Below are 25186 nucleotides of genomic sequence, written 5' to 3' on the forward strand. Positions count from 1 at the left end.
CAACCCGCAGTCGGAGCGGACGAAGCAGTTCCTGAGCCAGATCCTCGGGCATTGAGGCCGGGGCAGGGAGGGGGCGCTGCCCCCTCTGCGCCTGTGGCGCATTCACCCCCGAGGTCTTTGGGCCAAGGAGAAAACCACGGGGGAGAACGTTCCGAAGGGACGGCAGGGGCGCTTCGGCGCCCTTATTGCTTGCGGTTCGACGGGGTGAAGAAATCGAGCAGCGAGCCGCGGCCCGGATGGACCTGCGACCAGCGGTCGATCTGGAAGTCGATCACCGCCGTCGCGCAGGTCGGAAACTTGCGGAAGTCGGGGTCGAAGACCGGGCGCGAGGGCAGGCGCGCGGCGAAGGCGGCGATGCCGGGGTTGTGGCAGATCATCATCACGGTGGGCGCGGTCGCGGTCTTCAGCACCGAGAGCAGCACGCCCGGATCGGCGTGGTAGAGCTCGTCGATGTAGCGCACTTCGGGCAGCGATTCGAGCACGGCCGATTGCACGCCCGTCCAGGTCTCGCGGGTGCGCAGGGCGGTCGAGCACAGCACCTCCTCGGGTTCGAGATCACGCGAGGCGAGGAAGTCGCCAAGTTCGCGCGCCGCCGCCCGGCCGCGCGCGTTCAGCGGGCGGTCGATGTCGGGCGTGTCCGGGTCGTCCCAGCTCGACTTCGCGTGGCGGGTGAGGATCAGGCGACGATAGCCAATCGGAGTCATGCGTGAAAATTCCTCATATGCCAGGCGGATTGCACCGGCAGCCTGCCATAGGATCGGCTGAGGGGGCAAGCCCGGCGCACGGCACATCCGGTGCTGCGGCACGATGCCCCTTCAGGGCGGTCGAGGAAGCCGTGACAGCCCGGCACATCGTACCCCGCGGGGGTGAGGGCGCCGGCCGGGCAGGCCGTGGTGCAGGGCGCGGGGCAGCCGGTGCAGGGATGGGGCGCGGGGGCAGGCCGCGCCGCGCGGCCGGGCAGGGCGATGGCGCCGCGCAGGCTGGCCCAGAGGCCCATCTGCGGATGCACGAGCAGATGCACGGGAGAGGCGAAGAACTGCCCAGAAGCCAGCGCCCAGCGGTAGAAGGGCGCATGCGGGGGCCCGCCGAAGGGAAAGAGGGCGCGGCCGCCATGTGCGGCGGCGATCTGCCCGATCACCCGCGCCGACCAGCGGTCGACCGGATCGGGGGCGCCGTCGGCCCATTCCGGGCCGGCGGTCAGATGCGCCCAGAAGCCGGGCTCGGCCGGGGAGAGGAGGAGAAGCGTTTCCTCCCCCTCGTGCAGCCGGCCCGCGACGAAAAGCCGCTCGGCCGCGAGATCGTCGTCGAGGCTCACCGCCGGCGCGGCGTCACCCGCGGCGCGGTCGAGCGGATCATCGAGCCTGCGCCATGTTCGGTGAAGAGCTCGAGCAGGCAGGCGTTGGCGACGCGCCCGTCGAGGATGACGACGGCGCGCACGCCTTCCTTCACCGCCTTCAGCGCGGTCTCGACCTTGGGGATCATGCCGCCCGAGATCGTGCCGTCCTCGATCAGCGCGGCGACCTCGTCGGGCGACATCTGGGTGATGACCTCGCCCGCCTTGTTCTTGACGCCGGCGACATCGGTCAGCAGCAGCAGGCGATCGGCCTGCAGCGCCCCGGCGATCGCGCCCGCGGCGGTGTCGCCGTTGACGTTGAAGGTCTCGTTGTCGTTCACGCCGGTCGCAACCGGGGCGATCACCGGGATGATGCCGGCCTCGTAGAGGTCGCGGATCACCTGCACGTTCATCTCGACCGGGCGGCCGACGAAGCCGAGCTCGGGATCGTCCGCCTCGCAGACCATCAGGTCGTCGTCCTTGCCGGAGATGCCGACCGCGCGCCCGCCCTGATCGTTGATCGCCTGCACGATGCGCTTGTTGACAAGGCCCGAGAGGATCATCTCGACCACCTCGACGGTGGCCTTGTCGGTGACGCGCTTGCCGCGCACCCAGTCCGACTTGATGCCGAGCTTGGCGAGCATGTCATTGATCATCGGCCCGCCGCCATGCACGACGACCGGGTTCATGCCGACCTGCTTCATCAGCACGATGTCGCGGGCGAATTCCGCCATCGCCTCGTCGTCGCCCATGGCATTGCCGCCGAATTTCACGACGACCACGGCGCCGGTGTAGCGCTGAAGGTAGGGAAGCGCCTCGGAGAGGGTCCGGGCGGTGGCGATCCAGTCACGGTTCATGGTCTGCTTTCTCATGATCGGTCCCCGGGAAAAGTCGCGGCAAGTGTTACGGCCAAACGCCGGGCCTGCCAAGGGCATTGCCAATGCCGCCCGGGCGATTACCTTCGGGGCGAAACACGGAGGTCACGATGGACGAGCGCAGGGTGATGCTGCTGACGGGGGCGAGCCGCGGGATCGGCCATGCCACGGTGAAGCGATTCGCGCGCGAGGGGTGGCGGATCATCACCTGTTCGCGCCAGCCCTTTCCCGAGGAATGCCCCTGGGGCGGCGGGCGCGAGGATCACATCCAGATCGACCTCGCCGATCCGAACCGGACGATCGAGGCGATCGAGGAGGTCCGCGGCCGGCTGAACGGGCGGCTCGACGCGCTGGTGAACAACGCGGGGATCTCGCCGAAGGGGCCGGGCGGCAGCCGGCTCAACTCGATCGAGACCGACCTGCGCACCTGGGGCCAGGTGTTCCACGTTAACTTCTTCGCGCCGATCGTGCTTGCCCGCGGGCTGAAGGACGAGCTTTCGGCGGCAAAGGGCGCGGTGGTCAATGTCACCTCGATCGCGGGGTCGCGCGTGCACCCCTTCGCAGGCGCGGCCTACGCGACCTCGAAGGCGGCGCTGAAGGCGCTGACCCGCGAGATGGCGCATGACTTCGGTCCGCTCGGGGTACGGGTGAACGCGATCGCGCCGGGCGAGATCGAGACCTCGATCCTGTCGCCCGGCACCGAGAAGATCGTCGAGACCCTGCCGCTGCGCCGCCTCGGCCAGCCCTCGGAAGTGGCCGACGTGATCTGGTTCCTGTGCACGCAGGGCTCGAGCTATGTCACCGGCACCGAGATCGAGGTGAACGGCGGTCAGCACGTGTGAGCGCCCCGGGGGCGCTGCCCCCGGACCCCCGGGATATTTGGAGCAATTGGAAGACGGGGAGGGTCCCTTCCTGCCGCCCGGAGGCCCCTCGTCCGAACCCGTCCGGTTGCCGACGATTGTCCGGAGGAAACGGGCCTGAATGTGCCTGCCGTGTCAGCTGGCGGGCGCCCTGTCTTCGGTCAAGGCGCGACTGGTGCCGGGCGCGCGGCCCGGTCCGGGGGCTGCTGGGGGCGGCGCAGGCCAAGGCCCTTGCTGAGGTGTCACATCAGCCGGGCGAGCAGCCGCAGGAAGGTCTTGCGTTCGGCCGGGCGCAGCGGCGCAAGGGTGGTGCGCGTCACCTCCTTCGCCGCGGTGATCGCCGCCGCCAGCGCCGCCGCCCCCGCGGGCGTCAGCGAGACCGTGCGCCGGCGCCGGTCGGCGGGGTCGGGCGCGGTGGCAAGCAGCCCGCGCTGCGCCAGCCGGTCGACCACGCCCTTCGTCGTCGCCCCGTCCATCTCGACCGAGCGGCCGAGCATGTTTTGCGACATCGCGCCCTTCTCGCCGAGCCGGTAGAGCACGGAAAACTGCGTCGTCGTCAGCCCGCCCGGCACCAGTTCGGAAAAGATCAGCGAGTTGCGCTGATAGGCGCGGCGCAGCATGTAGCCGACCTGTTCGTCGAGCACATAGCCGTGCCCTGCGTCGGGGGCCTCCTCGTCCTCCATCTGTCCTCCTCCTCGGGCGGTCTCACACCGCCAGATAGGCGTCGCGGATCTCGGGCTTGGCCGCAAGCTCCTCGAAGCTGCCGTCGAACTTTTTCGCCCCGCTTTCGATGATGATCGCCCGATCGGCGACGACGCGGGCGAAATGCAGGTTCTGCTCGGAGATCATCACCGTCAGCCCCTGCGCCTTCAGCCGCAGGATGGCATGGGCCATCTGTTCGACGATCACCGGGGCGATGCCTTCGGAGGGCTCGTCGAGCAGCAGGAGCGAGGGGTTGCCCATCAACGTGCGGGCGATGGTCAGCATCTGCTGTTCGCCGCCCGACATCGCCTTGCCGAGCCGGTTGCGGCGCTCGTAGAGGTTCGGGAACAGCTCGAAGAGCGCATCCACCGTCCAGACCGGCGCGCCGTCGCGGCGCGGCTGGCGCCCGACCTCGAGGTTCTCGAGCACGGTGAGGGCGGTGAAGATGCGCCGGTCCTCGGGGACATAGCCGATGCCCGCGCGCGCCACCCGGTAGGAGGGCTGGCCCACGAGCTCGCGCCCGGCAAGGGTCACGCTGCCCGTGCGCGGCCGCACGATCTGGATGATCGACTTCATCGTCGTGCTCTTGCCCGCGCCGTTGCGGCCCAGAAGCGCCACCACCTCGCCGCGGCCGACCGAGAAGGACAGGTCCTGCAGGATATGCGCCTTGCCGTAGAAGCTGTTGACGTCGCGCAGCTCAAGCATGGTCGATCTCCTTGAAGAGCATCCCGCCGCCCAGATAGACGTCCTGCACCTGCGGGTTGGCGCGCACCTCGGCGGCATTGCCGTCGGCGATCAGCTCGCCGCGGTTCAGCACCATGATGTGATGGGCATGGGCAAAGACCACGTCCATGTCATGCTCGGTGAAGAGCACGCTCAGCCCCTCCTCGGTGACGATGTCGGCCGTGAGCTGCATCAGCGCGATGCGCGCCGATGGCGCCATGCCGGCGGTCGGTTCGTCCATCAGCAGCAGCCGTGGCCGGTGCGCAAGGGCAATGGCCAGTTCCAGCTTCTTCAGATCGCCATAGGCCAGCACCGAGCAGGGCCGCTCGGCCTGATCTGCCATCCCGACCCGGTCGAGCAGCGCCAGCGCCTCGGTCCGGTAAAGCGCCCGGGCCCGGCCGAACAGCGAGAACACCCGCCGGTTGTGGCTGATCAGCGCCATCTGCACGTTCTCGATCACCGTCATCGACTGATAGGTGCCGGTGATCTGGAAGGTGCGCCCGACGCCGCGGCGCCAGATCACCCGCGGCGGCAGGCCGGTGATGCGCGCGCCGTCCAGGAAGACCTCGCCGCGCGTCGGCCGGATCTGCCCGGTCAGCATGTTGAAGCAGGTCGACTTGCCGGCGCCGTTCGGCCCGATCAGCGCCTTCATCTCGCCCTCGCGGACGGTGAAGCTGATGCCCTTCACCGCCTCGAAGGTGCCATAGGATTTGGCGAGGTTCTCGACCCTCAAGATCTCGGTCATCTCAATCCGCCTCCGTGTGCTTCACCAGACCAAGGCGCAGCCCCAGCCGGCGGGCCGAGCCGACGATGCCCTCGGGGGCGAGGATCACCACCGCGATGATGAGCAGGCCGAGCAGCAGCCGCCAGTAGTGGAGCCGGGTCAGCCAGTCCTCGACCGCCGCCATGAAGGTGGCACCGACGATGCCGCCCGAGAGCGTCTTCACCCCGCCGAGGAAGACGACGATGAGCGCGTCGAAACTTTTCCCGATCTCGAGCTCGGTCGGGAAGACCGAGCCCTTGGCGAAGACGAAAAGCCCGCCGGCAAGACCCGCCAGCGCACCGGCAAGCGCGAAGGCCACGTATTGCACGCGCTTGACGTCGATCCCCATCGCCTCGGCCTGCCGCGCGCTGTCACGCCCGGCGCGCAGCGCATAGCCGAAGGGGGCGTGGATCACCGTGCGCAGGAACAGGATGCCGAGCACGCCGACGACCAGGGTGAAGTAGTAATAGGGCACGGTTCCCGACAGCCACGCCGAGGGCCAGATGTCGATCAGCCCGTCGTCGCCGCGGGTGACGGCGCGCCACTGGAACACCAGCGACCAGACCAGCTGGCTGAAGGCGAGGGTGAGCATGGCGAAATAGACGCCCGACAGCCGGATGCAGAACCAGCCGATGACGAGGGCCAGCATCCCCGCGCCGAGCGGGGCGAAGAGGAAGGCGATCTCCATCGGGGTCTTCGCATAGGTCACCATCAGCGCCGCGGCATAGGCGCCGCCGCCATAGAAGGCCGCGTGGCCGAAGCTGACGAGCCCGCCGGTGCCGAGGATGAACTGCAGCGAGGCGGCGAAGAGCGCGAAGATCACGATGTCGGTCAGCAGCACCAGCGCGAAGGGCTGGGTCACCAGCGGCAGCAGCGCCATCACCAGCAAGAGCCCGGCCACGGCGAGGCGTCCGCGCCGGCCGAAGGGGCGGATCGGGGTCTCGGGGGCGCCGGACTGGCCATGCTCGCCCGCCACCTCCTCCTTGCCCAGAAGCCCGTAGGGCCGCACGATCAGCACGATCGCCATCACCACGAACATCAGCACCAGCGTCGATTGCGGCAGATAGGCGACGCCGAAGACGTTCAGCACCGAAATCAGCACCGCGGCGATGAAGGCGCCGGGCAGGCTGCCCATGCCGCCGATCACGGTGACGACGAAGAGGGGGCCGATGATGTTGAAATCCATCAGGAGGTCGGCGCCGCCCTTCGGCAGTTGCAATGCGCCGCCCCAGCCCGCAAGCGCCGAGCCGAGCGCGAAGACACCGGTGAAGAGCCATCGCTGATTGACGCCAAGCGCCGCCACCATCTCGCGGTCCTGTGTCGCGGCGCGCACCAGCACGCCAAGCCGGGTCTTCGCGATCAGCGCCCAGAGGGCCAGCAGGATGAACGGGGTGATGCAGATCAGCACGATGTCGTATTTCGGGATCGGCTCGCCGAAGATGCGGAACACGCCGCGCAGGCCGGGCGCGCGCGGGCCCATCTGGTCCTCCGCCCCCCAGACCATCAGCGCGAGGTCCTGGATGACCAGGATCACGCCGAAGGTGGCGACCAGCTGGAACAGCTCGGGCGCGCGATAGATCGGCCGCAGCACGACGATCTCGACCAGCGCGCCGGCAAGCCCGACGATCAGCCCGGTGAGCACGATCGCGCCCCAGAAGCCGAGATACGGGCCCAGAACCCCGGGCAGCACGCCCATCAGCGTGATCCCGACATAGGCGCCGAGCATGTAGAACGAGCCATGGGCGAAGTTGACGATCCGGGTCACGCCGAAGATCAGCGACAGCCCCGAGGCCACCAGAAACAGCGCCGCGGCATTGGCGAGCCCGGTCAGGAGCTGCGCGATGAAGAATCCCATCGGGACATCCTCTGTCGGAAGGAAGACCCGGCCCCGGGAAGAGGGGCCGGGCAGGGGGCCGGCTCAGTTCGCCGGGCGCATCGCCCGGATCTCGTCATCCGAGGGCATGTAGGGCACGGGGTTCTTGTATTCCCAGTCGACCATCACGCCCTTGCCGTCCTTGACGGCGAGCGTGCCGACATAGGCGCCAAGCGTCGACTGATGGTCGATCGCGCGGTATTCGAGCGGCCCGACCGGGGTCGACGGCACCTCGAGCCCCTCGAAGGCCTTGATCAGCGAGGCGGTGTCGGTGGCGCCGGCCTTCTGGATCGCCGCGGCCACGGATTTCGCCATCGTGTAGCCGACGAGGCTGCCCATCTTCGGGGTCTCGCCGGTGGCGGTCTCATAGGCCGCAACGAAGTCCTTGCCGGGGCCGTCGGGCAGGTCGTACCAGGGGTAGCCGGTGACATACCAGCCCTCGGGCGCCTCCTCGCCGAGCGGCTCGAGATATTCCGGCTCGCCGGTCAGCATCGAATAGACGCCGCGCCCGTCGAACAGGCCCCGGTCTGTGCCCTCGCGCACGAATTTCGCGAGGTCGGCACCGAAGGTGACGTTGAAGATCGCGTCGGGCTTCGCCTTCTCGATCGCCTGCACCTCGGCCGCGGCGTCGATCTTGAACAGCGCCGGCCATTGCTCGTCGACGAATTCGACATCGGGCTTCAGCCGCTTGAGGTTCGCCTTGAACGCCTCGACCGCCTCGGTGCCGTAGGAATAGTTCGGCGCGATCGTGGCATAGGTCTTGGCGTCGGTCTTCGCCGCCTGTTCGGCCAGCATCGCCGCCTGCACCCAGGTCGAGACGCGCAGCCGGAAGGTGTTCGGGTTGCCCGACTTCCACACCAGCGTGTCGGCGAGCGGCTCGCCGGCGAGGTAGAGATAGTTCTTCTCCTTGGCGAAGGAGGAGAGCGCGATGCCCACGTTCGACAGGATCGCGCCGGTGAACATCACCGTGCCCTCGCGGGTCATCAGATCCTCGGCGATCTTCACCGCCTCGCCGGGGTCGCCCTGATCGTCGGGGAAGACGAATTCGAGCGGCCGGCCCAGCACGCCACCCTCGGCGTTGACCTCGGCCACCGCCAGCTCGATGCCCTTGCGATAGGGTTCGGCGAAGGCGGCCATGCGCTTGTAATGGTTGATGTCACCGATCTTGATCGGGTCCTCGGCGAAGGCCGGGGCCGAGAGCACGGTGACCGCCGTGGCAGCGGCGATCAGGCTGCGTAGGATGTTCATGTGGTCGTCTCTCCTGTTGGCGGGGCCGGGGCCCCGGTTGCCATGTGCCGGGTTTGCCCCGGTCATCGTTAGCACTCCTCGGCCGGGGATGTCCCCGGCAAAGCTCTCAGCGCAGGCCGTCCTTCCCCACGGCCTCGGCATGGCTCAGCCCGCCGACGCGGGCAAGCGGGCGCCCGCCGGTGGCAAGCGCGATGGCGACGACGATCTCGCCCGGGCGCGGCGCGTCGGCGATGCGGATCTCCATGCCGTCGAAATGGCTGCGGACATAGGCGGCGTCCTTGTGGCCGAGCGGAATGTCCAGGACCTGTCCGATGCCGCCCATCTTTTTTGACGACGGCACCAGCGCCGCGCCGCCGCCAAGCGCCGCGCGCAGCGGTGCCCCCATCTTCGGGTGCAAAAGCGCCGCGGCATGTTCGAGTTCGCCCGCCTCGCCGACCAGCGCCGCCTTGCCATAGCTTTGCACCGCCGCCGCATCGCCCCCGAGCGCGGCGATCGCCTCGGCGGCGAGCAGCCCGCCCAGCTCGGCGCCGATCTCGATCAGCTCGGAAAGGTCCTCGGCATAGCGGCCGGCGAAGGGGTTCGCGATCACCACAGCCGCCGCCGCGCGGCGCGCCGACGGGGCGACGGGGCGGCCCATCTCGCGCTCGACCGTCTCGGTCAGGGTCACGAGCTTGCGGATCGCGGCCCGCATCAGCGCAGCCCGTCCTCGCCCTTCACGTCCTCGGCCTTCAGGCCGCCGACGCGGGCGTGGATGCGCGGGCCGGTGGTCATCACCAGCACCAGAAGCAGCTCGTCGGCCTTCGGCGCGTCGGCCAGCCCCACCTCCATCGCGTCGAAATGGCTGCGCACATAGGAGGCGTTCGAATGGGTGATCGGCACGTCAAGGCGCGTGCCCGGCCCGCCGAGTTTCTTCGTCGAGGGCACGATCGCGGCGGAGGCCGGCAGCAGTTCGCGCATCGCATAGCCGCCCGGCACATGCCACAGCGCGCCATGCTCGATCTCGCCCGCGGCGCCGACGATGGCGCCCTTGCCATAGCCCTCGATCGCCGCCGCATCGCCCCCGAGCGCGTCGATCAGCTCGCGCGCCATGCGCAGGCCAAGCGGCTTCAGATCGTCCATGAAGCCCGCGATCTCGGCGTGATAGGCGCCGGCGAAGGGGTTCTTGATGACGACGAGCGCGGCGCCCTTCTTCAGCGGCACCTCGGCCGCCGGGCCGCCCTCGTGCCAGATCGTCTCGATCTGGAGCGCGGTTTTGCGGATCTCGGGTTCAGGCACGGGAAAGCTCCTTTCCGGCAAGGGTGCGGCGATGCTCGCCGAGCGAGAGATAGGCGGCGCGGATCAGACCGCGCGCGCGAAAGGTTTCGGCGCAGGCGCAGCCGCTGTCGAGGGCCATCTCGCACTCGGCTGCGCTGAGGGCGCCGACATCGGTGGTCACCGGGATCGCGCCAAGGTCGCTGTCGGGAAACAGCGTGCGGGCCGGGGCGCGGGTGATGGCGCCATGGCCGGGCAGGTCGACGGCATTGGCGATCAGCGTCGCGGCGACATCGGCGCTGGCGGCGTTGTCCGCGAGCACCGTCACCGCATCGGCGATGCCGCGCGAGAAGGAGCGTCCGCGCCAGCCCGAGGTGGCGATGCCGCCGATGCCGGCGTCGGCCGGCAGCTCGATCCGGCCGCCGGCGCGCCCGGTCTGCGGGTCGTCGCAGATCGCGATGCGCACGGCGCCCGCGCCCTGCCACAGCGCGATATCGCCGCCGTTGTTGACCGAGAGCCGAGTGAGGCTGTGGCCGGGCAGCAGGGCAGCCGCCAGCAGATGGTCGGCGGTCGCGCCGGCGACGGCCGCCATCGGGGTGACGAAGACGCCCGCGAAGGGGGTGACGGCCGCCACCATCCGCCGCGCCACGGCGCCCGCGGGCATCGCCCCTTCGGGCGCGCGCAGCCGCGGCAGCTCGGCGGCAAGCTCGGCCAGCAGCGGGGCAAAGGCCGCGCGGATCCGCGCGAAGGCCGCCATCCGCGCGGGCGCTTCACCCTCGGCGGTGACGATCACGTCCGAGGGGCCATGCACCAGCCGCAGCCGGCGCCCGTCGGCCGAGACCATGACGTCGAGGCTGTCGGCGAGATCCCTCATCGCGCGTCCTTGCCGAGTGGCGTGACGGGCCAGGGCGCGCCCGCGGCCGTTCCCGCCACGCGGCGCCCCGAGAGGATGTGGTCGCTTTGCCGCCCCGGCACGCCCCGCAGCGCCTCGGACAGTGGCACGATATGATCCATGTGCCCGCCAAGCGCGGCGTAATCGGCGCGGCTCATGGTGAACTCGATCGGCGCGACGAGGGCGGGGGTGGGCACATAGCCGAAGGCGTTCTTCGGCATCTGCGTCACGTCGGCCATGAAGGTGATGCCGCCGCCCGGCCAGATATAGGCGGGCGCACCGCCCACCGTCACCCGGGTCAGCGCCGCCTGCACCGAGCGGGTCAGCCCGACCGGGTTTTGCGTGACCCCGGCGCGCAGGCTGCCACCGGCCCCCGCCATGAACAGCACCGAGGCGCGGGCGGGCTCGCAATTCTCGGCGATGCGGCGGGTCGAGGGCAGAAGCCGCGCGGGGATCTCCGTCTCGACCGGGCGCAGATCGTCGTCGAGTTCGTAATAGGCGGCGTGCTCGCCGGTGGTCGAGACCATCAGCAGCGACAGCCCCGGCCGCGCCACCTTCGGGTTCCAGGGGCCGAGGATGGCCAGCGGGTCGGTCAGGTCGGTGCCGCCCCAGCCGGTGCCGGGCTCGGCCACCTGGAAATAGCGCCCGGGCGTCGAGCGGCGGCCGAGCAGCTTGATCCCGGTGGGCTCCCAGCCGATCACCTTGCCGGCCTGATGTTCGCTCATCACCCCGGTGATGTGGTCGTCGACCACCACCACCTCGTCGACCAGCCCCTGCCACTGTGCCGCGAACATGCCGATGGTGGCCGAGCCGCAGCCGACGCGCATCCGCTCTTCGGTCTGGCCGTTCACCACCGGCGCGTGGCCCGCCTGCACCGTCAGTTCGGCGCCATTGTCGATGGTCAGATCGACCGCCTCGCCGTTGCACAGCGCCAGCAGCGTCGCGCAGGTGACCCGGCCCTCCTTCTTCGAGCCGCCGGTGAGGTGGTTCACCCCGCCGAGGCTGAGCATCTGGCTGCCGTATTCCGAGGTGGTGACATGGCCGATCACCTCGCCCTCGGCGCGCACCGCGGCGCATTCGCTGCCCAGATGCCTGTCGGTGTCGATCTTCACCTTGGCGCCGCAATAGGAAAAGATCCCCTCGGTCACCACCGTCACCATGTCCGCCCCCTCATACTCCGAGGCGACGATGAAGGGGGCGGGCTTGTAGTCGGGATAGGTGGTGCCGGCGCCGATCGCGGTGACGAATTGCTGGCCGCCGCCGATCACGTCGCCGTCCCACTCGCGCTCGAGGAAGGGCACGAGGCGCTCCTCGCTGCCGGCGCGGACGCGGTTCTCGAGAATGGTGAGCGGGTCGAGGCGGACCAGCTGCCCGCCCTCGTTGGCATAGCGGTCACAGGCGCCGGCGCGGCCCTCGGCGATGTAGCACATCACCGGGCAGGCATCGCAGCGGATCTTCGCGGCGGCATCGCGGGGCGTGTCGGCGCTCTCGGTCTGGGTCACGGGACACCTCTCGGGCATCCGGGCAAGCGGATGCACAAATCGTTTGCATACAAGCGGACACGAGTCGCGCTCTGCGTCAACAGTTTCTGTCCTTGTGGTCGGCGCTCCGGGCGCCCAATGGGGGTAAATGGGGCATTTGCCCGGAAACCCGGCAGTTTCACCGGCGCCTGTTGCTTTCCCGCAAGTTTCAATGAAATCTAGAAGGAATACCCCAACGGAAAGGGGCGGCGAAGCGGCGGCCGGGACAGTTCGCAACCCGGGGGCGGGCCCTGACCCGTTCCGTGCGCTGCCTGATTTTGTGGCGCCAGATGCCGAATTTGCATGCAAATTATCGTTCGCATACTAATGAAATCTTTCACGCAGGACTTTCCGTTCCGCCGACCCCGTCACGCGATTGACAGCCAGCCGGCGCGGTTCCAGCCTGATCGGGCCGGCCCTGCGCCGGGCCCCTCCGACAGCGGTTCAGGACGAAGACCCATGACAGAGACTGCAGCCAGTTCCGGCATCGTCGCCGGCATCGACGTCGGCGGCACCTTCACCGATCTCGTGCTCTATGACAGCCGGGCGGGGGCGGTGCGGCTTGCCAAGGTGCCGACCACGCTCGACAACCAGTCGACCGGCGTCGTCGGTGCGCTCGATGCCGCCGGGGCCGAGATCGCGGCGCTCGACCTGATCGTGCACGGCACCACCACCACCACCAACGCGGTGCTGGAGCGCGCCCTGTGCAAGACCGGACTGATCACCACGATGGGCTTTCGCGACGTGCTGGAGCTTGGCCGCCGCACCCGGCCGCAGGCCTATGGGCTGAAGGGCAGCTTCCGGCCGCTGATCCCGCGCGACCTGCGGCTCGAGATCCCCGAGCGGATGGATGCCTCGGGCGGCGAGCTGGTGGCGCTCGACGAGCCGGCGCTGCGCGACGCGATCGGGCGGCTGAAGGCCGAGGGCTGCGAGGCGCTGGTGATCCATTTCCTCCATGCCTACGCCAACCCCGCGCACGAGCTGCGCGCAGGCGAGATCGCGGCCGAGCTCTGGCCGAACGAGAACATCACGCTCGGCCATGCGCTGCTGTCGGAAAGCCGCGAGTTCGAGCGCGGCGTGACCGCGGCGGTCAATGCCTCGGTGCAGCCGCTGCTGCGCCGCTATGTCGAGCGGCTGGCCGACAGGCTGGCGGCGCGCGGCTATCGGCACGAGCTGCTGGTGATGAACGGCAACGGCGGCATGGTCTCGGCGCGGATCGTGGCGAAGGAGGCGGCGAAGACGGTGATGTCGGGGCCGGCCTCGGGGGTGATGGCGGCGGCCTATACCGGGCGGCGCGCCGGCATTCCGGACCTGCTGACCTATGACATGGGCGGCACCTCGACCGATGTCGCGCTGATCCGCGGCGCCGAGCCCGCGGTGAGCCACGAGATCGAGATCGAATATGCAATGCCGATCCATGTGCCGATGGTCGATGTGCGCACGGTGGGGGCGGGCGGCGGCTCGATCGCGCGGGTGAACGCGGCGGGGCTGTTGCAGGTGGGGCCCGAGTCGGCGGGGTCGACCCCCGGGCCGATCTGCTATGGCCGCGGCGGCACCCGCCCGACGATCTCGGACGCGAACCTGCTGCTGGGCCGGATGAACCCCGAAAAGCTGAACGCGGCCTCCGCGCAGGTCTCGCTCGACACGATCCGCACGATCTTTGCCGCCGATCTGGGGGTTCCGCTGGGTGTCAGCGCCGAGGATGCGGCGGCGGCGGTGCTGCGGATCGCCACGGCGAAGATGGCCGATGCGGTGCGCATGGTCTCGATCAGCCTCGGCGAAGACCCGCGCGATTTCGCGCTCTTCGCCTTCGGTGGCGCCGGGCCGCTCCATGCCAGCGCCATCGCGCGCGAACTTGGCGTGCCGCGGGTGCTGGTGCCGGCGCGGCCGGGCATCACCAACGCGCTTGGCTGCGTCGTGGCCGATCTGCGCCATGACTTCGTGAACACGGTGAACAAGCCGCTCGACCTTGTCGACATCGAGGCGCTGCACGCGGTCTTTGCCCGGCAGATCGAGACCGGCACCGCGGCGATCAACGCCGAGGCGGTCGAGGTCGAGGAGATCCGGGTGCTCCCCTCGGTCGACATGCAGTTCATCGGTCAGACCCACCTGCTGCGGGTGCCGCTGCCGGGCCCGAAGCCCACGCGCGAGGAGCTGCGCGCGCTGTTCGAAGCGGCCTATTTCCGCCGCTTCCAGGTCGAGCTGCCCGAGATCCGGCCGGCGCTCGTCAACGTCAACACCTCGGTCATCGGGCGCCGCTCCGAGATCGACCTCGGCCTGCTGATCGACGCCGCCGGCCGCCGCGCGACGCTGGCCGAGGCGCAGACCGGCAGCCGCCGGGTGTGGTTCGACGGCTGGGTCGAGACCCCGGTCTACTGGCGCGACCACCTGCCGGCGACGGCAGTGATCGCCGGCCCCGCGATCATCGAGCAGATGGACACGACCATCGTCCTCGAACCCGGCGACAGCGCCGCGCAGGACCAGGACGGCAACATCCTCATCACCCTGAAAGGTGCGGCATGACCCTCGATCCGATCACCCTGTCGGTCATCCAGTCCGGTCTGCAGCAGGTCTGCGACGAGATGGACCTGAGCTTTTCGCGCGCCGCCTTCTCGCCGGTGATCGCCGAGGCGAACGACCGCTCCGACGGTATCTATTCGGCCGAGGACGGCTCGCTGATCGCGCAGGGCTCGCAGGGGCTGCCGGTCTTCGTCGGCACGATGCAGTATTCGACCCGGACGCTGATCGAATGGATCGCCGACGGCCGGGCGATCGCGCCGAAACCGGGTGACATCTACATCGTCAACGACCCCTATCTGGGCGGCACCCATCTGATGGACGTGCGCTTCGCCATGCCGGTGTGGCGCGATGGCAAGATCTTCTGCTGGCTCAGCAACACCGGGCACTGGCCCGATACCGGCGGCGCGGTGCCGGGCGGGTTCTCGGCCTCGGCCACCGCGGTCGAGCAGGAGGGGCTGCGGCTGCCTCCCGTTCGGCTGTTCAAGGAAGGCAAGCTCGATCCCGAGATCTACGGCATCATCTGCTCGAACATCCGGGTGGCCGATCAGCGCATCGGCGACGTCAAGGCGCAGGCGGCGGCGCTCTACGTCGGCGAGAGCCGGCTCACGCGGCTGCTGGATCGCTATGGCGACGACACCGTGCGCGCCGCCATCGCCGAGCTGCGGGTGCGGGCGGCCGAGCAGATGCGCGCCGGCATCCGCGAGATCGCGCCCGGCACCTATGCCGCGACCGCCTATGTCGACAGCGACGGCGTGGTGAACGAGCCGCTGGAGATCCGCCTGACGATCACCGCGACGGGCGAGAAGCTGATCTTCGACTTCGCCGGCTCCTCGGCGCCCTGCGCGGGGCCGATGAACTCGGTTCTGGCGACGACGCTGTCCTCGGTTTACCTCGCGATGCGGCACATCTTCCCTGACGTGCCGATTTCCGCCGGCGCCTTCGAGCCGCTCGAGATCCTCCGCCCCACCGGCACCTTCCTTGACGCGCAATATCCCCGCCCGGTCTCGGGCTGCGCGGCCGAGGTCAGCCAGCGCATCGCCGAGGCGGTCTTTGCCGCGCTGGTCGAGGCGCTGCCCGAGCGGGTCACCGCCTCGCCCGCGGGCTCCTCGGGCAACTTCGCCCTCGGCGGCTCGGTGCCGGAAGAGGGGCGCAACTTCGTCATGTATCAGATCTCGGGCGGCGGCTATGGCGGCTGGTCGGGGGGCGACGGCATCTCGAACGGCTGCTCGACCATCGGCATCTCGAAGGCGCCGCCGGTCGAGATCATGGAACAGGCCTATCCGGTGCTTTATCACCGCTATGCGCTGCGCGAGGGCTCGGGCGGGGCGGGGCGGCACCGCGGCGGCTTCGGCCTCGATTACGAGGTCGAGCTGCGCAAGGGCACGGCGCGGGCGAGCTTCGTGATGGACCACGGTCGCTTCGGGCCGCAGGGTGCGCTTGGCGGGCGCGACGGCATGGTGAACCACGTCACCGTCACCCGTGGCGGCGAGAGCTTCACCCCCGAGCATCTGTCGAAGGCGCAGGACATCCCGCTGAGCGCGGGCGACCGGGTGCGGGTCGGCACGCCGGGTGGCGGCGGCTATGGCGACCCGTTCACCCGCCCGCCCGAGCTGGTGGCCGAGGATGTGCGCCTTGGCCGCTATTCGGCTGACGAGGCGCGGGCGCTGTTCGGCGTGGCGCTGGATGCGGGCTTTGCTCCCGATGCGGTGGCGACCGCAGCGCTGCGGGCCGCGCGCCGGTTCTGACGGGTTCCGAAGAAGACCACTCACGACAGGAAAGGGGGCCTTACGGTGCCCCCTTTCGCGTCAGTGCCGGGTGGCGCGGGCGCGGGCGACGGTTTCGGCAAGCCCGGTCCAGTCCGGTTTCCCGGGGGCGAGGGTGCGGCGCAGGAAGCCCGCGATCTCGGCGATGCGGGCGTCGCTCAGCGCCGGGCCGAAGCCCGGCATCGACGCGCCGCCGCCCGGTGTGGCGGGCACGCCCTCGAGGATCGCGTGAATGAGCCCGTCGGGGCGATCGGCATGGACGGTGCTTGAAAAGGCAAGCGGCACCGTGGCGGCCGAGGCAAGGCGCAGCGGCCCGGGCATGTGGCACGAGCCGCAGGCGGCGGTGAACAGCCGCGCGGCCGGATCGGTCGCGGTCTCGAGCGCCTCTTGCGCCGTGGCCGCCAGCGTTTCGGCCGCGGGGGCTGGTGTCGCGGGGGCGGGGGCAAGGCTCGCGAGATAGGTCGCCATCGCGCGGATGTCGCTGTCGGGGAGTTCGGCGAGCGCCGCGATCACCGGGGCCATCGGCCCCGCGGCTGCGCCATGGCGGTTTGAGCGGCCGTCGCGCAGGTAATCGTAAAGATCTGCCTCGGTCCAGGCGAGGGGGGCCGGCCCGGTGCCGTTCAGTGCCGGCGCCGTCCAGCCGCCCACCGTGCCGCCCGCCAGATGCGCGGCCCCCGTCCGCTCGGCTCCAAGCGCGTTGCGCGGGCTGTGGCACGAGGCGCAATGCCCCGCCCCCTCGACCAGATAGGCGCCGCGGTTCCAGACCGCGCTTTGCGCCGGGTCGGGGGTGAAGGGCGTGGCGTTGTGAAACATTGCGTTCCATGCCGCCATCGTGCCGCGCAGGTTCACCGGCGCGATCATCCGGCTTGGCGGCACCTCGGCGCGCACCGGCGGCAGCGACTGGATATAGGCGTAAAGCGCCTGCATGTCGTCCTCGGTGAGCCGGGCGAAGGCGGTGTAGGGGAAGGCCGGATAGAGGTGATGACCATCGCGCGAGATCCCCTCGCGCATCGCCCGCGCGAAGGCGGGGTAGGACCAGGCGCCGAGCCCCGTCTCCGGGTCGGGGGTCAGGTTGGTCGAATGCACGGTGCCGAAGGGCGTCTCGATCGCGCGGCCCCCGGTCAGCGGCACGCCGCCCTCGGCACTGTGGCAGGCAGCGCAGTCGCCCGCGGCAAAGACCTGCCGGCCGCGGGCCAGCGTCTCGGCCGACCACAGCCCGGCGGCGGGCGGCGTGCTGCGCGGGATCTCGGCGCGGAAGGCGGGGAAGGCGACGGCACCGGCCATCAGCCCGCCGGCAATCCCCGCGGCGAGCGTCGCCGCCAGCCGCGCAAACGGCCGGCGCCGGGGCGGCGGGGCGGCCAGCGCGCGCGGCATCGGCGCGCCGGCCAGCGCCGCGCGCACCCGCTCGGGGGTGAAGGGCAGCTCGCGCATCCGCACCCCGGTCGCGTCGAAGATCGCGTTGGCAATCGCCGCGGCCGAGGGCACCGAGGCGCTTTCGCCGACGCCAAGGGGCGGCTCCTCGGGGCGCTCGATCAGCACGCTTCGGACCTCGGGCAGATCCTCGAAGCGGGCGAGCGGATAGGCGCCCCAGTCCCTGTCGGCGACCGAGATCGCGTCGAAGGTGACGGCCTCGTTCAGGGTGCGGCTGAGCGATTGCACGACATTGCCGTGCAGCTGGTGGCGCACGCCGTCGGGGTTGATCATCAGCCCCGAATCCTGCCCGACCAGCACCTTCGTCAGGCTGACCTCGCCGGTGCGCCGGTTCACCGCCACCTCGGCCATCCAGGCGGCCTGCGCCGCGGCGACGCCCGGGAAGGTGCCGTGCACATAGGTCGCGTGGGCAAAGCCCTGACCGAAGGCAAAGTCGCCCTCGCCATGCAGCCGCGGCCCGGTGCGGGGCTGCCAGCCGCCTTCCTCGGCGGTGCGGCGGATCAGCTCGGCGGTGCGGGCATCGTCGATGTGGCGCAGCCGGAAGGCGACCGGGTCCTCGCCCGCCTCGGCCGCCAGCTCGTCGATGAAGCTTTCATGCGCGAAGGTGTTGGGCAGGGCCGAGACGCCGCGAAACCACGAGGCGCGCACGATCGGCGCCATGTCATGGACCGCGACGCGCAGGTTCTCGATGCGGTAGGGCGGGATTGCGGTGCGGTCGCCCATGTCCGAGGGCTGCGGCGAAGGGGCGATCGCCCCGGTCAGCAACAGCGCGAGATTCGGTCCGCGGTTCGAGGGATAGCGGGTCTCGAAATCATAGGCGTCGAAGCGGCCATCTTCGCCGAGCCCGCCGCGCACGTCCATCAGCTGCGCCGCGCCCTTCGGCTCCCACAGGTGTTCCTGTTCGCGCGTCAGCTGCACCCGTACCGGCCGGCCCACGGCGCGGGCCAGAAGCGCCGCATCGCCGCAGACGTCATCGGCGCAGTTGCGGCCATAGCAGCCCGCGGCCTCGTGGCGGTGGATGTCGATCGCCTCCTCGGGCATCTCCATCAGCCGGGCGATGTCGCCGCGCAGCATGTGCGGGTTCTGCGTGCCCGACCAAATCTCGAGCCGTCCAGCCTCGATCCGCGCCACCGCGCAGGAGGGGCCGATCGAGCCGTGCATCTGCCAGGGCCAGCTGTAGCTGCGGGAAAGCTGCACCTTGGCGCGGGAAAGTGCCCCCTCGACATCGCCACGATCGGCCAGCACCCGCTTCGTCGCCGGCAGGTCACGCAGGGTGCCGGCGATGTCGCTCAGGTCCGGCAGCTCGGGCGGCAGCGCCCAGCGGACCTTCAGCGCCTCGGCGATGGTGCGGGCCTGGCCCTCGCGCTCGGCCACCACGGCGAGGAAGTCGCGGATCCGGACGATAGCGACAAGCCCCGGCAGATGCGCGACCGAGGCCTCGTCGATCGCAAGCAGGCTGTGGCCGATGAAGGGGCCGCTGTCGCGCCCGGCATAGGGCGGGCGGAGCACATGGCCATGCAGCATCCCGGGCAGGCGCACGTCATGGACATAGGTCCAGGTGCCGGTGGCCTTGCCGGGCAGGTCGACGCGCGGGCTCGACCGGCCGACGGTGCGATATTCGGCCGGCGTCTTGACCCGGGCGGCGGGGTCGAGCTCGGCGCGGATCGACTGGTTCGCCAGCAGCGCGGCGAAATCGGCGGTGCCGGCCCCGCCCGTGATCACGCCCTCGCGGAGCGTCAGCGCCTCGGGCGGGCAGCCGAAGCGGGTGGCGGCAAGGCCCAGCAGGATCGCCCGCGCCTGTGCCGCCGCCGCGCGCAGCGGCACCGCGGCGAACTGGATCGATTCCGAAGCGATGGTCGGCCCCTGATCGGGGGTGCGGGCGGTGTCGCCCAGCACCATGCGCACGCGTGCGGGCGGCAGGTCGAGCTCCTCGGCGACGATCTGGCCAAGCGCGGTGCGGATGCCGGTGCCAAGATCGACATGGCCGTTGAAGCCGGTGACGGCACCCGTGGCGTCGATCTCGAGCAGGGTCTCGGGCCCGGCCTTGCCGGTGCGCCAGATCGCGAGCGCGGTCATTTTCGCGCCTCGGCCATCAGCGTGACCGCGCGTTCGGCGGCGCGCAGGATCTCGAGATGCGTGCCGCAGCGGCACAGGTTGTGGCGCAGCGCGCGGGCGAGGGTGGCCCGGTCGGGTGTGGGCGTGTCGTGCAGCAGCGCCGTCACCGTCACGATCATGCCGTTCAGGCAATAGCCGCATTGCGCGCCCTCTTCCTCGATGAAGGCGCGCTGCACCGGATGCGGCGCCTCGGGCGTGCCAAGGCCTTCGAGCGTCGTCACCCCCCGCCCCGCTACCGCGCCCAGCGTCATCACGCAGGCCCGCGCCGCCTGCCCGTCCACCAGAACGGAGCAGGCGCCGCATTCGCCATAGCCGCAGCCGTATTTCGGCCCGTTCAGGCCAAGGTCGTTGCGCAGCACCTCGAGCAGCGAGGTCTGCGGTGGCAGATCGAAGGCATGGTCCTGCCCGTTGACGGCAAGGCGGATGGTCATTCCCGGGCTCCCTGTTGTACGCGCCATGGCCGGGTCCGGGGCCCTTGCGACGGCGGGTTCCGTGTCTCGAAACCGTTTGCATACAAATAAACCGGGCCAGCCCCCCGGCCGTCAAGAAAAGCCGTGCGCGGGGGAGGCCGTGGCGGGCGCGCGGCCGATGCCGCGGGCAATCGTGCGGAAAATGCGGGCAGTCGCGAAAGGGGGAGGGGCGAGGCAGGCCCTTGCGCCGGCGGGATGGAAAATCCGCGCTCCATGCATGGCGGGATTGATCACATTTCATGTCAGCCATATTGACTTGTTCCGCGGCCGGGTGGACGAGAGCCCACTTGATGATCTGGGGGAAAGCATGTCCTTGACGAATCTTTTTGCCACGCGGACCGAAGGAATGAAGGCCTCGGAGATCCGCGAGCTGCTCAAGCTTCTGGACCAGCCCGAGATCATTTCCTTCGCCGGCGGCATTCCCGATCCGGCGCTGTTCCCGCGCGAGGCCTTCGCGCGCGCCATGGCCCGCGCCGTCTCGGCCGAGGCGGCGGGCACCACGCTGCAATATGCGCCCTCCGAGGGCTATCTGCCGCTGCGCCGCTGGATCGTCGGCTATATGGCGACGCTGGGCATCGCCTGCACGCCCGAGAACGTGCTGATCACCGCGGGCTCGCAGCAGGCGCTCGATTACCTCGGCAAGCTGTTCGTCGACCCGAGTGACACCGCGCTGGTCGGCTGGCCGACCTATCTGGGCGCGCTTGGCGCCTTCAACGCCTATCAGCCGCGCTATGACCGGCTCGACCCGGCGGCGAACCGCGGTCCGGCCGAGATCGCGGCCGATGCCGAAGCCGCGGGCGGGCGGGTGAAATTCGCCTATCTCTCTGCCGATTTCGCCAACCCGACCGGCGTCACCATGGATCTGGCCGAGCGCGAAGCGGTGCTCGACATGGCGGAAACGCTCGACATCGCGGTGATCGAGGACGCGGCCTATCAGGCGCTGCGCTATTCGGGCACCGCCTATCCGCCGCTGCTGGCGATCGAGATCGCGCGCAAGGGCGATCTCGAGGCCTGCCGGACGATCTATTGCGGCTCGTTCTCGAAGACGCTGGCGCCCGGTCTGCGCGTGGGCTGGGTGGTGGCGGCAAAGCCGGTGATCGGCCAGATGGTGCTGATGAAGCAGGCGGCCGACCTGCAGACCGCGACGCTGAACCAGGTGGTCACCGCCGAGGTCGCCGAGGAGCTGTTCGACGAGCACGTGGCGATGCTGCGCAAGGTCTATGGCGCGCGGCTTCAGGCGATGCTCGCCTCGCTCGAGCGGCACATGCCGAAAGGCGTGAGCTGGACCCGCCCCGAGGGCGGCATGTTCATCTGGGTGCATCTGCCCGAGGGCGAGGACGGCGCCAAGCTGCTCGAACGGGCGCTGGCCACCGAGAAGGTCGCCTTCGTGCCCGGCAATGCCTTCTTCGCCGACGGCTCGAACCGCAACACGCTGCGGCTGAACTTCTCGATGTCGGACGAGGCGACGATCGACGCGGGCATTCAGCGCCTTGCGCGGGTGATGGACGCCGCCGGCATCCGCTGACCCCTCCTTGCGTGCGGCAAAGGCTGGCCTGAGCCGCGCGCAGGCGTTACTGAAGGGGGTATTCTGTCCGGAGGTTTCATGTCCGCTGCCCTTCCCCCCCGCACCGCGCTCGTCACCGGCTCGTCCGGCTTCATTGGTTTCCACCTGTGCCGGCGGCTGCTCGACGAGGGCTGGCGGGTGGTCGGGCTCGACAACCTGTCGGATTACTACGAGGTCTCGCTGAAGGAACGCCGTCAGGCGATGCTGGCGCAGAATGCGGGCTTCTCGGTGGTCAATGACAGCGTCGAGACCTCCGGCCTGATGATGCGGCTGTTCGAGGAACACCGCCCAGATGTGGTTGTGCATCTCGCCGCGCAGGCGGGCGTGCGCTATTCGATCGAGAACCCGCGCTCCTATCTCGAAAGCAACATCGTCGGCACCTTCGAGATCCTCGAGGCGGCGCGCGCCTTCCCGCCGGCGCATATGCTGCTTGCCTCCACCTCCTCGGCCTATGGCGCGAATACCGAGATGCCCTATCGCGAGGTGATGAAGGCCGATCACCAGATGTCCTTCTATGCCGCGACGAAGAAGGCGACCGAGGCGATGGCGCATTCCTATGCCCATCTCTTCGGCCTGCCGGTGACGATGTTCCGCTTCTTCACCGTCTACGGCCCATGGGGCCGGCCGGACATGGCGCTGTTCAAGTTCACCAAGGCGATCCTCGAGGGGCGCCCGATCGACGTTTACAACTTCGGCGACATGAAGCGCGACTTCACCTATGTCACGGATCTCGTCGAGGCGATCCGGCTGCTGATTGACGCGGTGCCGGTGCGCCCCGCGGACGGCGTCGTGGCCGAGGGCGACAGCCTGTCGCCGGTGGCACCCTGGCGCGTCGTCAACATCGGCAATTCGGAGCCGGTGCAATTGACCGATTACATCGCCGCGATCGAGGCGGCGACGGGCCGCGTGGCCGAGCGCAACCTGATGCCGATGCAGGCGGGCGACGTGCCCGCGACCTGGGCCGACACCACGCTTCTGCAATCGCTCACCGGCTATCATCCGAAGACTCGCGTGCCCGAGGGGGTGAAGGCTTTCGTCGACTGGTATCGCGACTACTATCAGGTCTGAACCCGGCCTGCGCCGCTGCGGCATCGCGGGCGGTTGCGCCGGCCGGACATATCGGTCAAGTCTCGGGCCGGTGCGGGGGCAGGGCTGCCGCGCCACTGTCCGCCTCCGGCTGCGGAGGCCATCCCGAGGGAGAGGCGATGAGCCCGGTTCCGCCCGCCGCCCCGCAGCGGCCCGACCCAGAGCATGTCGCCGCGCATGACACCGCGTGGCTGCTGGTGCAGATCCGCTGGGTGGCGATCGCCAGTCAGTTCGCCGCCACCGTCTATGCCGCGCAGGTGCTGGGCATCGACTTGCCGCGCGGCGAGATGGCGACGGTCTCGGCGCTGCTCGTCGCCTTCAACCTGCTCACGGCGCTCTCGCTGCGGCCGAAGGGGCCGCCGGTGCCCGATTGGGTGATTGCCGCGCAGCTGGGCTTTGACACCCTTGCGGGCACGGTGCTGCTGGCGCTCTCGGGGGGTGCGCAGAACCCCTTCACGCTGCTGCTGCTGGTGCCGGTGATGCTCGCGGTGTCGCTCTGCGCGCCGTCGCGGGCGCTGCCGATCTACCTGCTGGCGAACGCCTGCGTCTGGGGACTGACACTGTTTCCCGCGTCGCCCGGGCGCGACGGCGGAGCGATCTTTCTCGCCTTCATCCTCGCCTCGACCATCCTCAGCTGGTTCACCCTGCGCCTGCGCGCGAATCTCGCCGCCCGCGCCGCCGCGATCGAGGCGTTGCGCCGCGAACGCACCGAGGCCGATCAGCTGGTGGGGCTCGGCCTTCTGGCCTCGGGCATGGCGCACGAGCTCGGCACGCCGCTGACCACGCTTGCCGTCACCCTCGATGACTGGGCCGATCTGGGCCTGCCCGACGAACCCGCCCGCGGCGCGGCGCTGAGCGCGATGATCGCCGAGGTGAAGCGCTGCCGCGAGATCGTCAGCCGCACCCTGCGCGCCGCCGGCCGCGAGCGTTTCGAGGCCGCCGCCGAGGCCTGCGCCGAGACCGAATTCCGTCGCCTGCTCGCGCTCTGGAGCACGACACGCGACCGTCCCGCGGTGCCGCTCACCATCGCTCCGGGCACGCGGGCGCGCTTCCTGACCGAACCGATGTTCGAGGCGGCGGCGCTCAACCTGCTCGACAATGCCGAGGCGGCGGCGCCGGGCACGCTGACGGCCACGCTGTCGGTCACCGCCGGGGACATCGTCTTCACCCTGACCGACCGCGGTCCGGGCTTTCCGCCCGCGGTGCTCGACCATTCCGGCGCGCCCTTCGTCTCGGGCAGCCCCGAGGCCGGGCGGGGGCTGGGCCTTTTCCTCACCCGCAACGCGCTTGCCCGTCTGGGCGGGCGGATGGAGCTTGCCAACAGCGACAGGGGCGCGGTGATCCGCATCACCCTGCCGCGCCTCGACCGCGACGGAGACCTTGCATGACCGATGACGCCCCCCGCCGCCTGCTGATCGTCGAGGATGACGCGCGCCTTGCCGCGACGCTCGCCGAATCCTTCCTGCGCCGCGGCTACGAGGTGCAGGTCGCCGCGCGCGAGGCGGGCGCGCTCGAGACCGCGCGGCGCCACCCGCCGACCCATGCGATCGTCGATCTGAAGCTGGCCGAGGGCTCGGGGCTCGGTGTGGTGCAGGGGCTGGCCGCGCGCGACCCGGAGACCCGGATCGTCGTGCTGACCGGCTTTGCGGCGATCTCGACCGCGGTCGAGGCGATCAAGCTCGGCGCGACGCAATACCTTGCGAAACCCGCCACCGCGCGCGAGATCGAGGCCGCTTTCGGTCATCGCGCGGGCGAGGTCCTGCCCGAGATCGAGGCGCCGCAGACCGGGCTGCGCGAGCAGGAATGGGAGCTGATCCAGCGCACCCTCGCCGAGGCTGACTTCAACATCTCCGAGGCGGCGCGGCGGCTCGGCCTGCACCGGCGCACGCTGGCGCGCAAGCTGGCGGCGCGGCGCGAGGGCGGCGAGGCGGAATGAAAAGGCCGCCCGGGGTAAGGAGACCCGGGCGGCGAGTGAACCCAAGACCAAAGGGACGCGGTCAGGGCTGCGCGACGGCTGGACATCCGCCGCGAAGGGGGTGGGGTCACGACTTCGGGTCGTGACCGCCGATCATCTTCCGATCGTTGAGCATTTCGAGCCACATTGCGTTTGCGACGGCGATGAGGGCTGCGAGGGGGAGGCCGAGGATCCAGGCGAAGTACCACATGGGATGCGTCCTTTCTCAGTAGGCGTTCTTGT

Annotated in this window: 22 protein-coding genes; 7 read left to right on the forward strand and 15 right to left on the reverse strand. The window is 70.0% G+C overall.

The genetic code is table 11. The annotated features are described in order from the left end of the window. Window positions 1-182: 182 nt before the first annotated feature. Genes EOW65_RS19320 through argB form a run of 3 tightly spaced genes read right to left on the reverse strand, consistent with a single transcriptional unit; the run spans window position 183 to window position 2190 of the window. Window positions 183-704, reverse strand: a complete 522-nt coding sequence (locus EOW65_RS19320) for a SixA phosphatase family protein (protein WP_128152244.1) — start codon at window positions 702-704, stop codon at window positions 183-185. Continuing rightward, complete coding sequence (locus EOW65_RS19325; RefSeq protein ID WP_128152246.1) at window positions 701-1315, reverse strand: ferredoxin; 615 nt, start codon at window positions 1313-1315, stop codon at window positions 701-703. Before EOW65_RS19325 ends, EOW65_RS19320 begins: the two co-directional genes overlap by 4 nt. Further along, complete coding sequence (gene argB, locus EOW65_RS19330; RefSeq protein WP_128152284.1) at window positions 1312-2190, reverse strand: acetylglutamate kinase; 879 nt, start codon at window positions 2188-2190, stop codon at window positions 1312-1314. Before argB ends, EOW65_RS19325 begins: the two co-directional genes overlap by 4 nt. A 128-nt stretch (window positions 2191-2318) precedes the next feature. On the opposite strand from argB, the gene EOW65_RS19335 reads away from it, so the two are divergent. Continuing rightward, on the forward strand, window positions 2319-3050 hold the full coding sequence (locus EOW65_RS19335) for an SDR family NAD(P)-dependent oxidoreductase (protein WP_128152248.1): 732 nt from the start codon (window positions 2319-2321) through the stop codon (window positions 3048-3050). Between the two features lie 260 nt (window positions 3051-3310). On the opposite strand, the gene EOW65_RS19340 is transcribed toward EOW65_RS19335, so the two are convergent. The 9 genes from EOW65_RS19340 to EOW65_RS19380 all read right to left on the reverse strand — a co-directional run bounded on the left by EOW65_RS19340 (window position 3311) and on the right by EOW65_RS19380 (window position 11950). Continuing rightward, window positions 3311-3751, reverse strand: a complete 441-nt coding sequence (locus EOW65_RS19340) for a MarR family winged helix-turn-helix transcriptional regulator (RefSeq protein WP_128152250.1) — start codon at window positions 3749-3751, stop codon at window positions 3311-3313. A 22-nt stretch (window positions 3752-3773) separates the two neighbouring features. Next, window positions 3774-4475 (reverse strand): ABC transporter ATP-binding protein, encoded by a 702-nt coding sequence (locus EOW65_RS19345; RefSeq protein WP_128152251.1) that lies wholly within the window; start codon window positions 4473-4475, stop codon window positions 3774-3776. Then, window positions 4468-5238 (reverse strand): ABC transporter ATP-binding protein, encoded by a 771-nt coding sequence (locus EOW65_RS19350; RefSeq protein WP_128152253.1) that lies wholly within the window; start codon window positions 5236-5238, stop codon window positions 4468-4470. Before EOW65_RS19350 ends, EOW65_RS19345 begins: the two co-directional genes overlap by 8 nt. A gap of 1 nt (window position 5239) precedes the next feature. Next, window positions 5240-7111 carry an ABC transporter permease gene (locus EOW65_RS19355; protein WP_128152255.1) on the reverse strand — a complete coding sequence of 624 codons (1872 nt, stop codon included), beginning with the start codon at window positions 7109-7111 and terminating at the stop codon, window positions 5240-5242. A gap of 63 nt (window positions 7112-7174) precedes the next feature. Then, the gene (locus tag EOW65_RS19360) at window positions 7175-8377 is read right to left on the reverse strand and encodes an ABC transporter substrate-binding protein (protein WP_128152257.1); all 1203 of its coding nucleotides are present in this window, start codon (window positions 8375-8377) and stop codon (window positions 7175-7177) included. Between the two features lie 106 nt (window positions 8378-8483). Continuing rightward, window positions 8484-9068, reverse strand: a complete 585-nt coding sequence (locus EOW65_RS19365) for an amino acid synthesis family protein (protein WP_128152259.1) — start codon at window positions 9066-9068, stop codon at window positions 8484-8486. After that, a complete protein-coding gene (locus tag EOW65_RS19370; RefSeq protein ID WP_128152261.1) occupies window positions 9068-9652 on the reverse strand; it encodes an amino acid synthesis family protein in 585 nt (194 codons plus the stop codon). The genes EOW65_RS19365 and EOW65_RS19370 overlap by 1 nt, the downstream gene beginning before the upstream one ends. Then, a complete protein-coding gene (locus tag EOW65_RS19375) occupies window positions 9645-10502 on the reverse strand; it encodes a UPF0280 family protein (RefSeq protein ID WP_128152264.1) in 858 nt (285 codons plus the stop codon). The genes EOW65_RS19370 and EOW65_RS19375 overlap by 8 nt, the downstream gene beginning before the upstream one ends. Continuing rightward, window positions 10499-11950 (reverse strand): 6-hydroxynicotinate reductase, encoded by a 1452-nt coding sequence (locus EOW65_RS19380; protein WP_128152286.1) that lies wholly within the window; start codon window positions 11948-11950, stop codon window positions 10499-10501. The genes EOW65_RS19375 and EOW65_RS19380 overlap by 4 nt, the downstream gene beginning before the upstream one ends. Before the next feature lie 549 nt (window positions 11951-12499). Between EOW65_RS19380 and EOW65_RS19385 the strand changes: the two genes are divergently transcribed. Continuing rightward, window positions 12500-14563, forward strand: coding sequence for a hydantoinase/oxoprolinase family protein (locus EOW65_RS19385; RefSeq protein ID WP_128152266.1), 2064 nt, complete (start codon window positions 12500-12502; stop codon window positions 14561-14563). Beyond that, the gene (locus tag EOW65_RS19390; RefSeq protein WP_128152268.1) at window positions 14560-16305 is read left to right on the forward strand and encodes a hydantoinase B/oxoprolinase family protein; all 1746 of its coding nucleotides are present in this window, start codon (window positions 14560-14562) and stop codon (window positions 16303-16305) included. The genes EOW65_RS19385 and EOW65_RS19390 overlap by 4 nt, the downstream gene beginning before the upstream one ends. 60 nt (window positions 16306-16365) lie before the next feature. On the opposite strand, the gene EOW65_RS19395 is transcribed toward EOW65_RS19390, so the two are convergent. Continuing rightward, on the reverse strand, window positions 16366-19830 hold the full coding sequence (locus EOW65_RS19395) for a molybdopterin cofactor-binding domain-containing protein (protein WP_128152270.1): 3465 nt from the start codon (window positions 19828-19830) through the stop codon (window positions 16366-16368). After that, complete coding sequence (locus EOW65_RS19400; RefSeq protein ID WP_206364109.1) at window positions 19827-20300, reverse strand: (2Fe-2S)-binding protein; 474 nt, start codon at window positions 20298-20300, stop codon at window positions 19827-19829. Before EOW65_RS19400 ends, EOW65_RS19395 begins: the two co-directional genes overlap by 4 nt. A gap of 346 nt (window positions 20301-20646) precedes the next feature. Between EOW65_RS19400 and EOW65_RS19405 the strand changes: the two genes are divergently transcribed. From EOW65_RS19405 to EOW65_RS19420, 4 genes are all read left to right on the forward strand, one after another. After that, window positions 20647-21864 carry an aminotransferase-like domain-containing protein gene (locus EOW65_RS19405; RefSeq protein WP_128152274.1) on the forward strand — a complete coding sequence of 406 codons (1218 nt, stop codon included), beginning with the start codon at window positions 20647-20649 and terminating at the stop codon, window positions 21862-21864. A 78-nt stretch (window positions 21865-21942) separates the two neighbouring features. After that, window positions 21943-22971: an SDR family NAD(P)-dependent oxidoreductase gene (locus EOW65_RS19410; protein ID WP_128152276.1), complete on the forward strand. Its 1029-nt coding sequence runs from the start codon at window positions 21943-21945 to the stop codon at window positions 22969-22971. A gap of 137 nt (window positions 22972-23108) precedes the next feature. After that, window positions 23109-24377, forward strand: a complete 1269-nt coding sequence (locus tag EOW65_RS19415; RefSeq protein WP_128152278.1) for an ATP-binding protein — start codon at window positions 23109-23111, stop codon at window positions 24375-24377. Beyond that, window positions 24374-24925: a response regulator transcription factor gene (locus EOW65_RS19420; protein ID WP_128152280.1), complete on the forward strand. Its 552-nt coding sequence runs from the start codon at window positions 24374-24376 to the stop codon at window positions 24923-24925. Before EOW65_RS19415 ends, EOW65_RS19420 begins: the two co-directional genes overlap by 4 nt. 106 nt (window positions 24926-25031) lie before the next feature. Here EOW65_RS19420 and cydX read toward each other — a convergent pair whose 3' ends face one another. Then, window positions 25032-25154, reverse strand: a complete 123-nt coding sequence (gene cydX, locus EOW65_RS19425; RefSeq protein WP_128152282.1) for a cytochrome bd-I oxidase subunit CydX — start codon at window positions 25152-25154, stop codon at window positions 25032-25034. Window positions 25155-25186: the final 32 nt, after the last annotated feature.

It is taken from the genome of Paenirhodobacter ferrireducens (genome assembly GCF_004022265.1).
In the GTDB taxonomy this organism is placed as follows: Bacteria; Pseudomonadota; Alphaproteobacteria; order Rhodobacterales; family Rhodobacteraceae; genus Rhodobacter; species Rhodobacter ferrireducens.

Excerpts from the sequence above, each read along its gene's own strand:
- EOW65_RS19320 (WP_128152244.1), bottom strand. The coding sequence starts at position 704 with ATGACTCCGATTGGCTATCGTCGCCTGATCCTCACCCGCCACGCGAAG.
- argB (WP_128152284.1), bottom strand. The coding sequence starts at position 2,190 with ATGAACCGTGACTGGATCGCCACCGCCCGGACCCTCTCCGAGGCGCTT.
- EOW65_RS19335 (WP_128152248.1), top strand. The coding sequence starts at position 2,319 with ATGGACGAGCGCAGGGTGATGCTGCTGACGGGGGCGAGCCGCGGGATC.
- EOW65_RS19340 (WP_128152250.1), bottom strand. The coding sequence starts at position 3,751 with ATGGAGGACGAGGAGGCCCCCGACGCAGGGCACGGCTATGTGCTCGAC.
- EOW65_RS19345 (WP_128152251.1), bottom strand. The coding sequence starts at position 4,475 with ATGCTTGAGCTGCGCGACGTCAACAGCTTCTACGGCAAGGCGCATATC.
- EOW65_RS19350 (WP_128152253.1), bottom strand. The coding sequence starts at position 5,238 with ATGACCGAGATCTTGAGGGTCGAGAACCTCGCCAAATCCTATGGCACC.
- EOW65_RS19355 (WP_128152255.1), bottom strand. The coding sequence starts at position 7,111 with ATGGGATTCTTCATCGCGCAGCTCCTGACCGGGCTCGCCAATGCCGCG.
- EOW65_RS19360 (WP_128152257.1), bottom strand. The coding sequence starts at position 8,377 with ATGAACATCCTACGCAGCCTGATCGCCGCTGCCACGGCGGTCACCGTG.
- EOW65_RS19365 (WP_128152259.1), bottom strand. The coding sequence starts at position 9,068 with ATGCGGGCCGCGATCCGCAAGCTCGTGACCCTGACCGAGACGGTCGAG.
- EOW65_RS19375 (WP_128152264.1), bottom strand. The coding sequence starts at position 10,502 with ATGAGGGATCTCGCCGACAGCCTCGACGTCATGGTCTCGGCCGACGGG.
- EOW65_RS19380 (WP_128152286.1), bottom strand. The coding sequence starts at position 11,950 with ATGTGCTACATCGCCGAGGGCCGCGCCGGCGCCTGTGACCGCTATGCC.
- EOW65_RS19385 (WP_128152266.1), top strand. The coding sequence starts at position 12,500 with ATGACAGAGACTGCAGCCAGTTCCGGCATCGTCGCCGGCATCGACGTC.
- EOW65_RS19390 (WP_128152268.1), top strand. The coding sequence starts at position 14,560 with ATGACCCTCGATCCGATCACCCTGTCGGTCATCCAGTCCGGTCTGCAG.
- EOW65_RS19395 (WP_128152270.1), bottom strand. The coding sequence starts at position 19,830 with ATGACCGCGCTCGCGATCTGGCGCACCGGCAAGGCCGGGCCCGAGACC.
- EOW65_RS19400 (WP_206364109.1), bottom strand. The coding sequence starts at position 20,300 with ATGACCATCCGCCTTGCCGTCAACGGGCAGGACCATGCCTTCGATCTG.
- EOW65_RS19405 (WP_128152274.1), top strand. The coding sequence starts at position 20,647 with ATGTCCTTGACGAATCTTTTTGCCACGCGGACCGAAGGAATGAAGGCC.
- EOW65_RS19410 (WP_128152276.1), top strand. The coding sequence starts at position 21,943 with ATGTCCGCTGCCCTTCCCCCCCGCACCGCGCTCGTCACCGGCTCGTCC.
- EOW65_RS19415 (WP_128152278.1), top strand. The coding sequence starts at position 23,109 with ATGAGCCCGGTTCCGCCCGCCGCCCCGCAGCGGCCCGACCCAGAGCAT.
- EOW65_RS19420 (WP_128152280.1), top strand. The coding sequence starts at position 24,374 with ATGACCGATGACGCCCCCCGCCGCCTGCTGATCGTCGAGGATGACGCG.
- cydX (WP_128152282.1), bottom strand. The coding sequence starts at position 25,154 with ATGTGGTACTTCGCCTGGATCCTCGGCCTCCCCCTCGCAGCCCTCATC.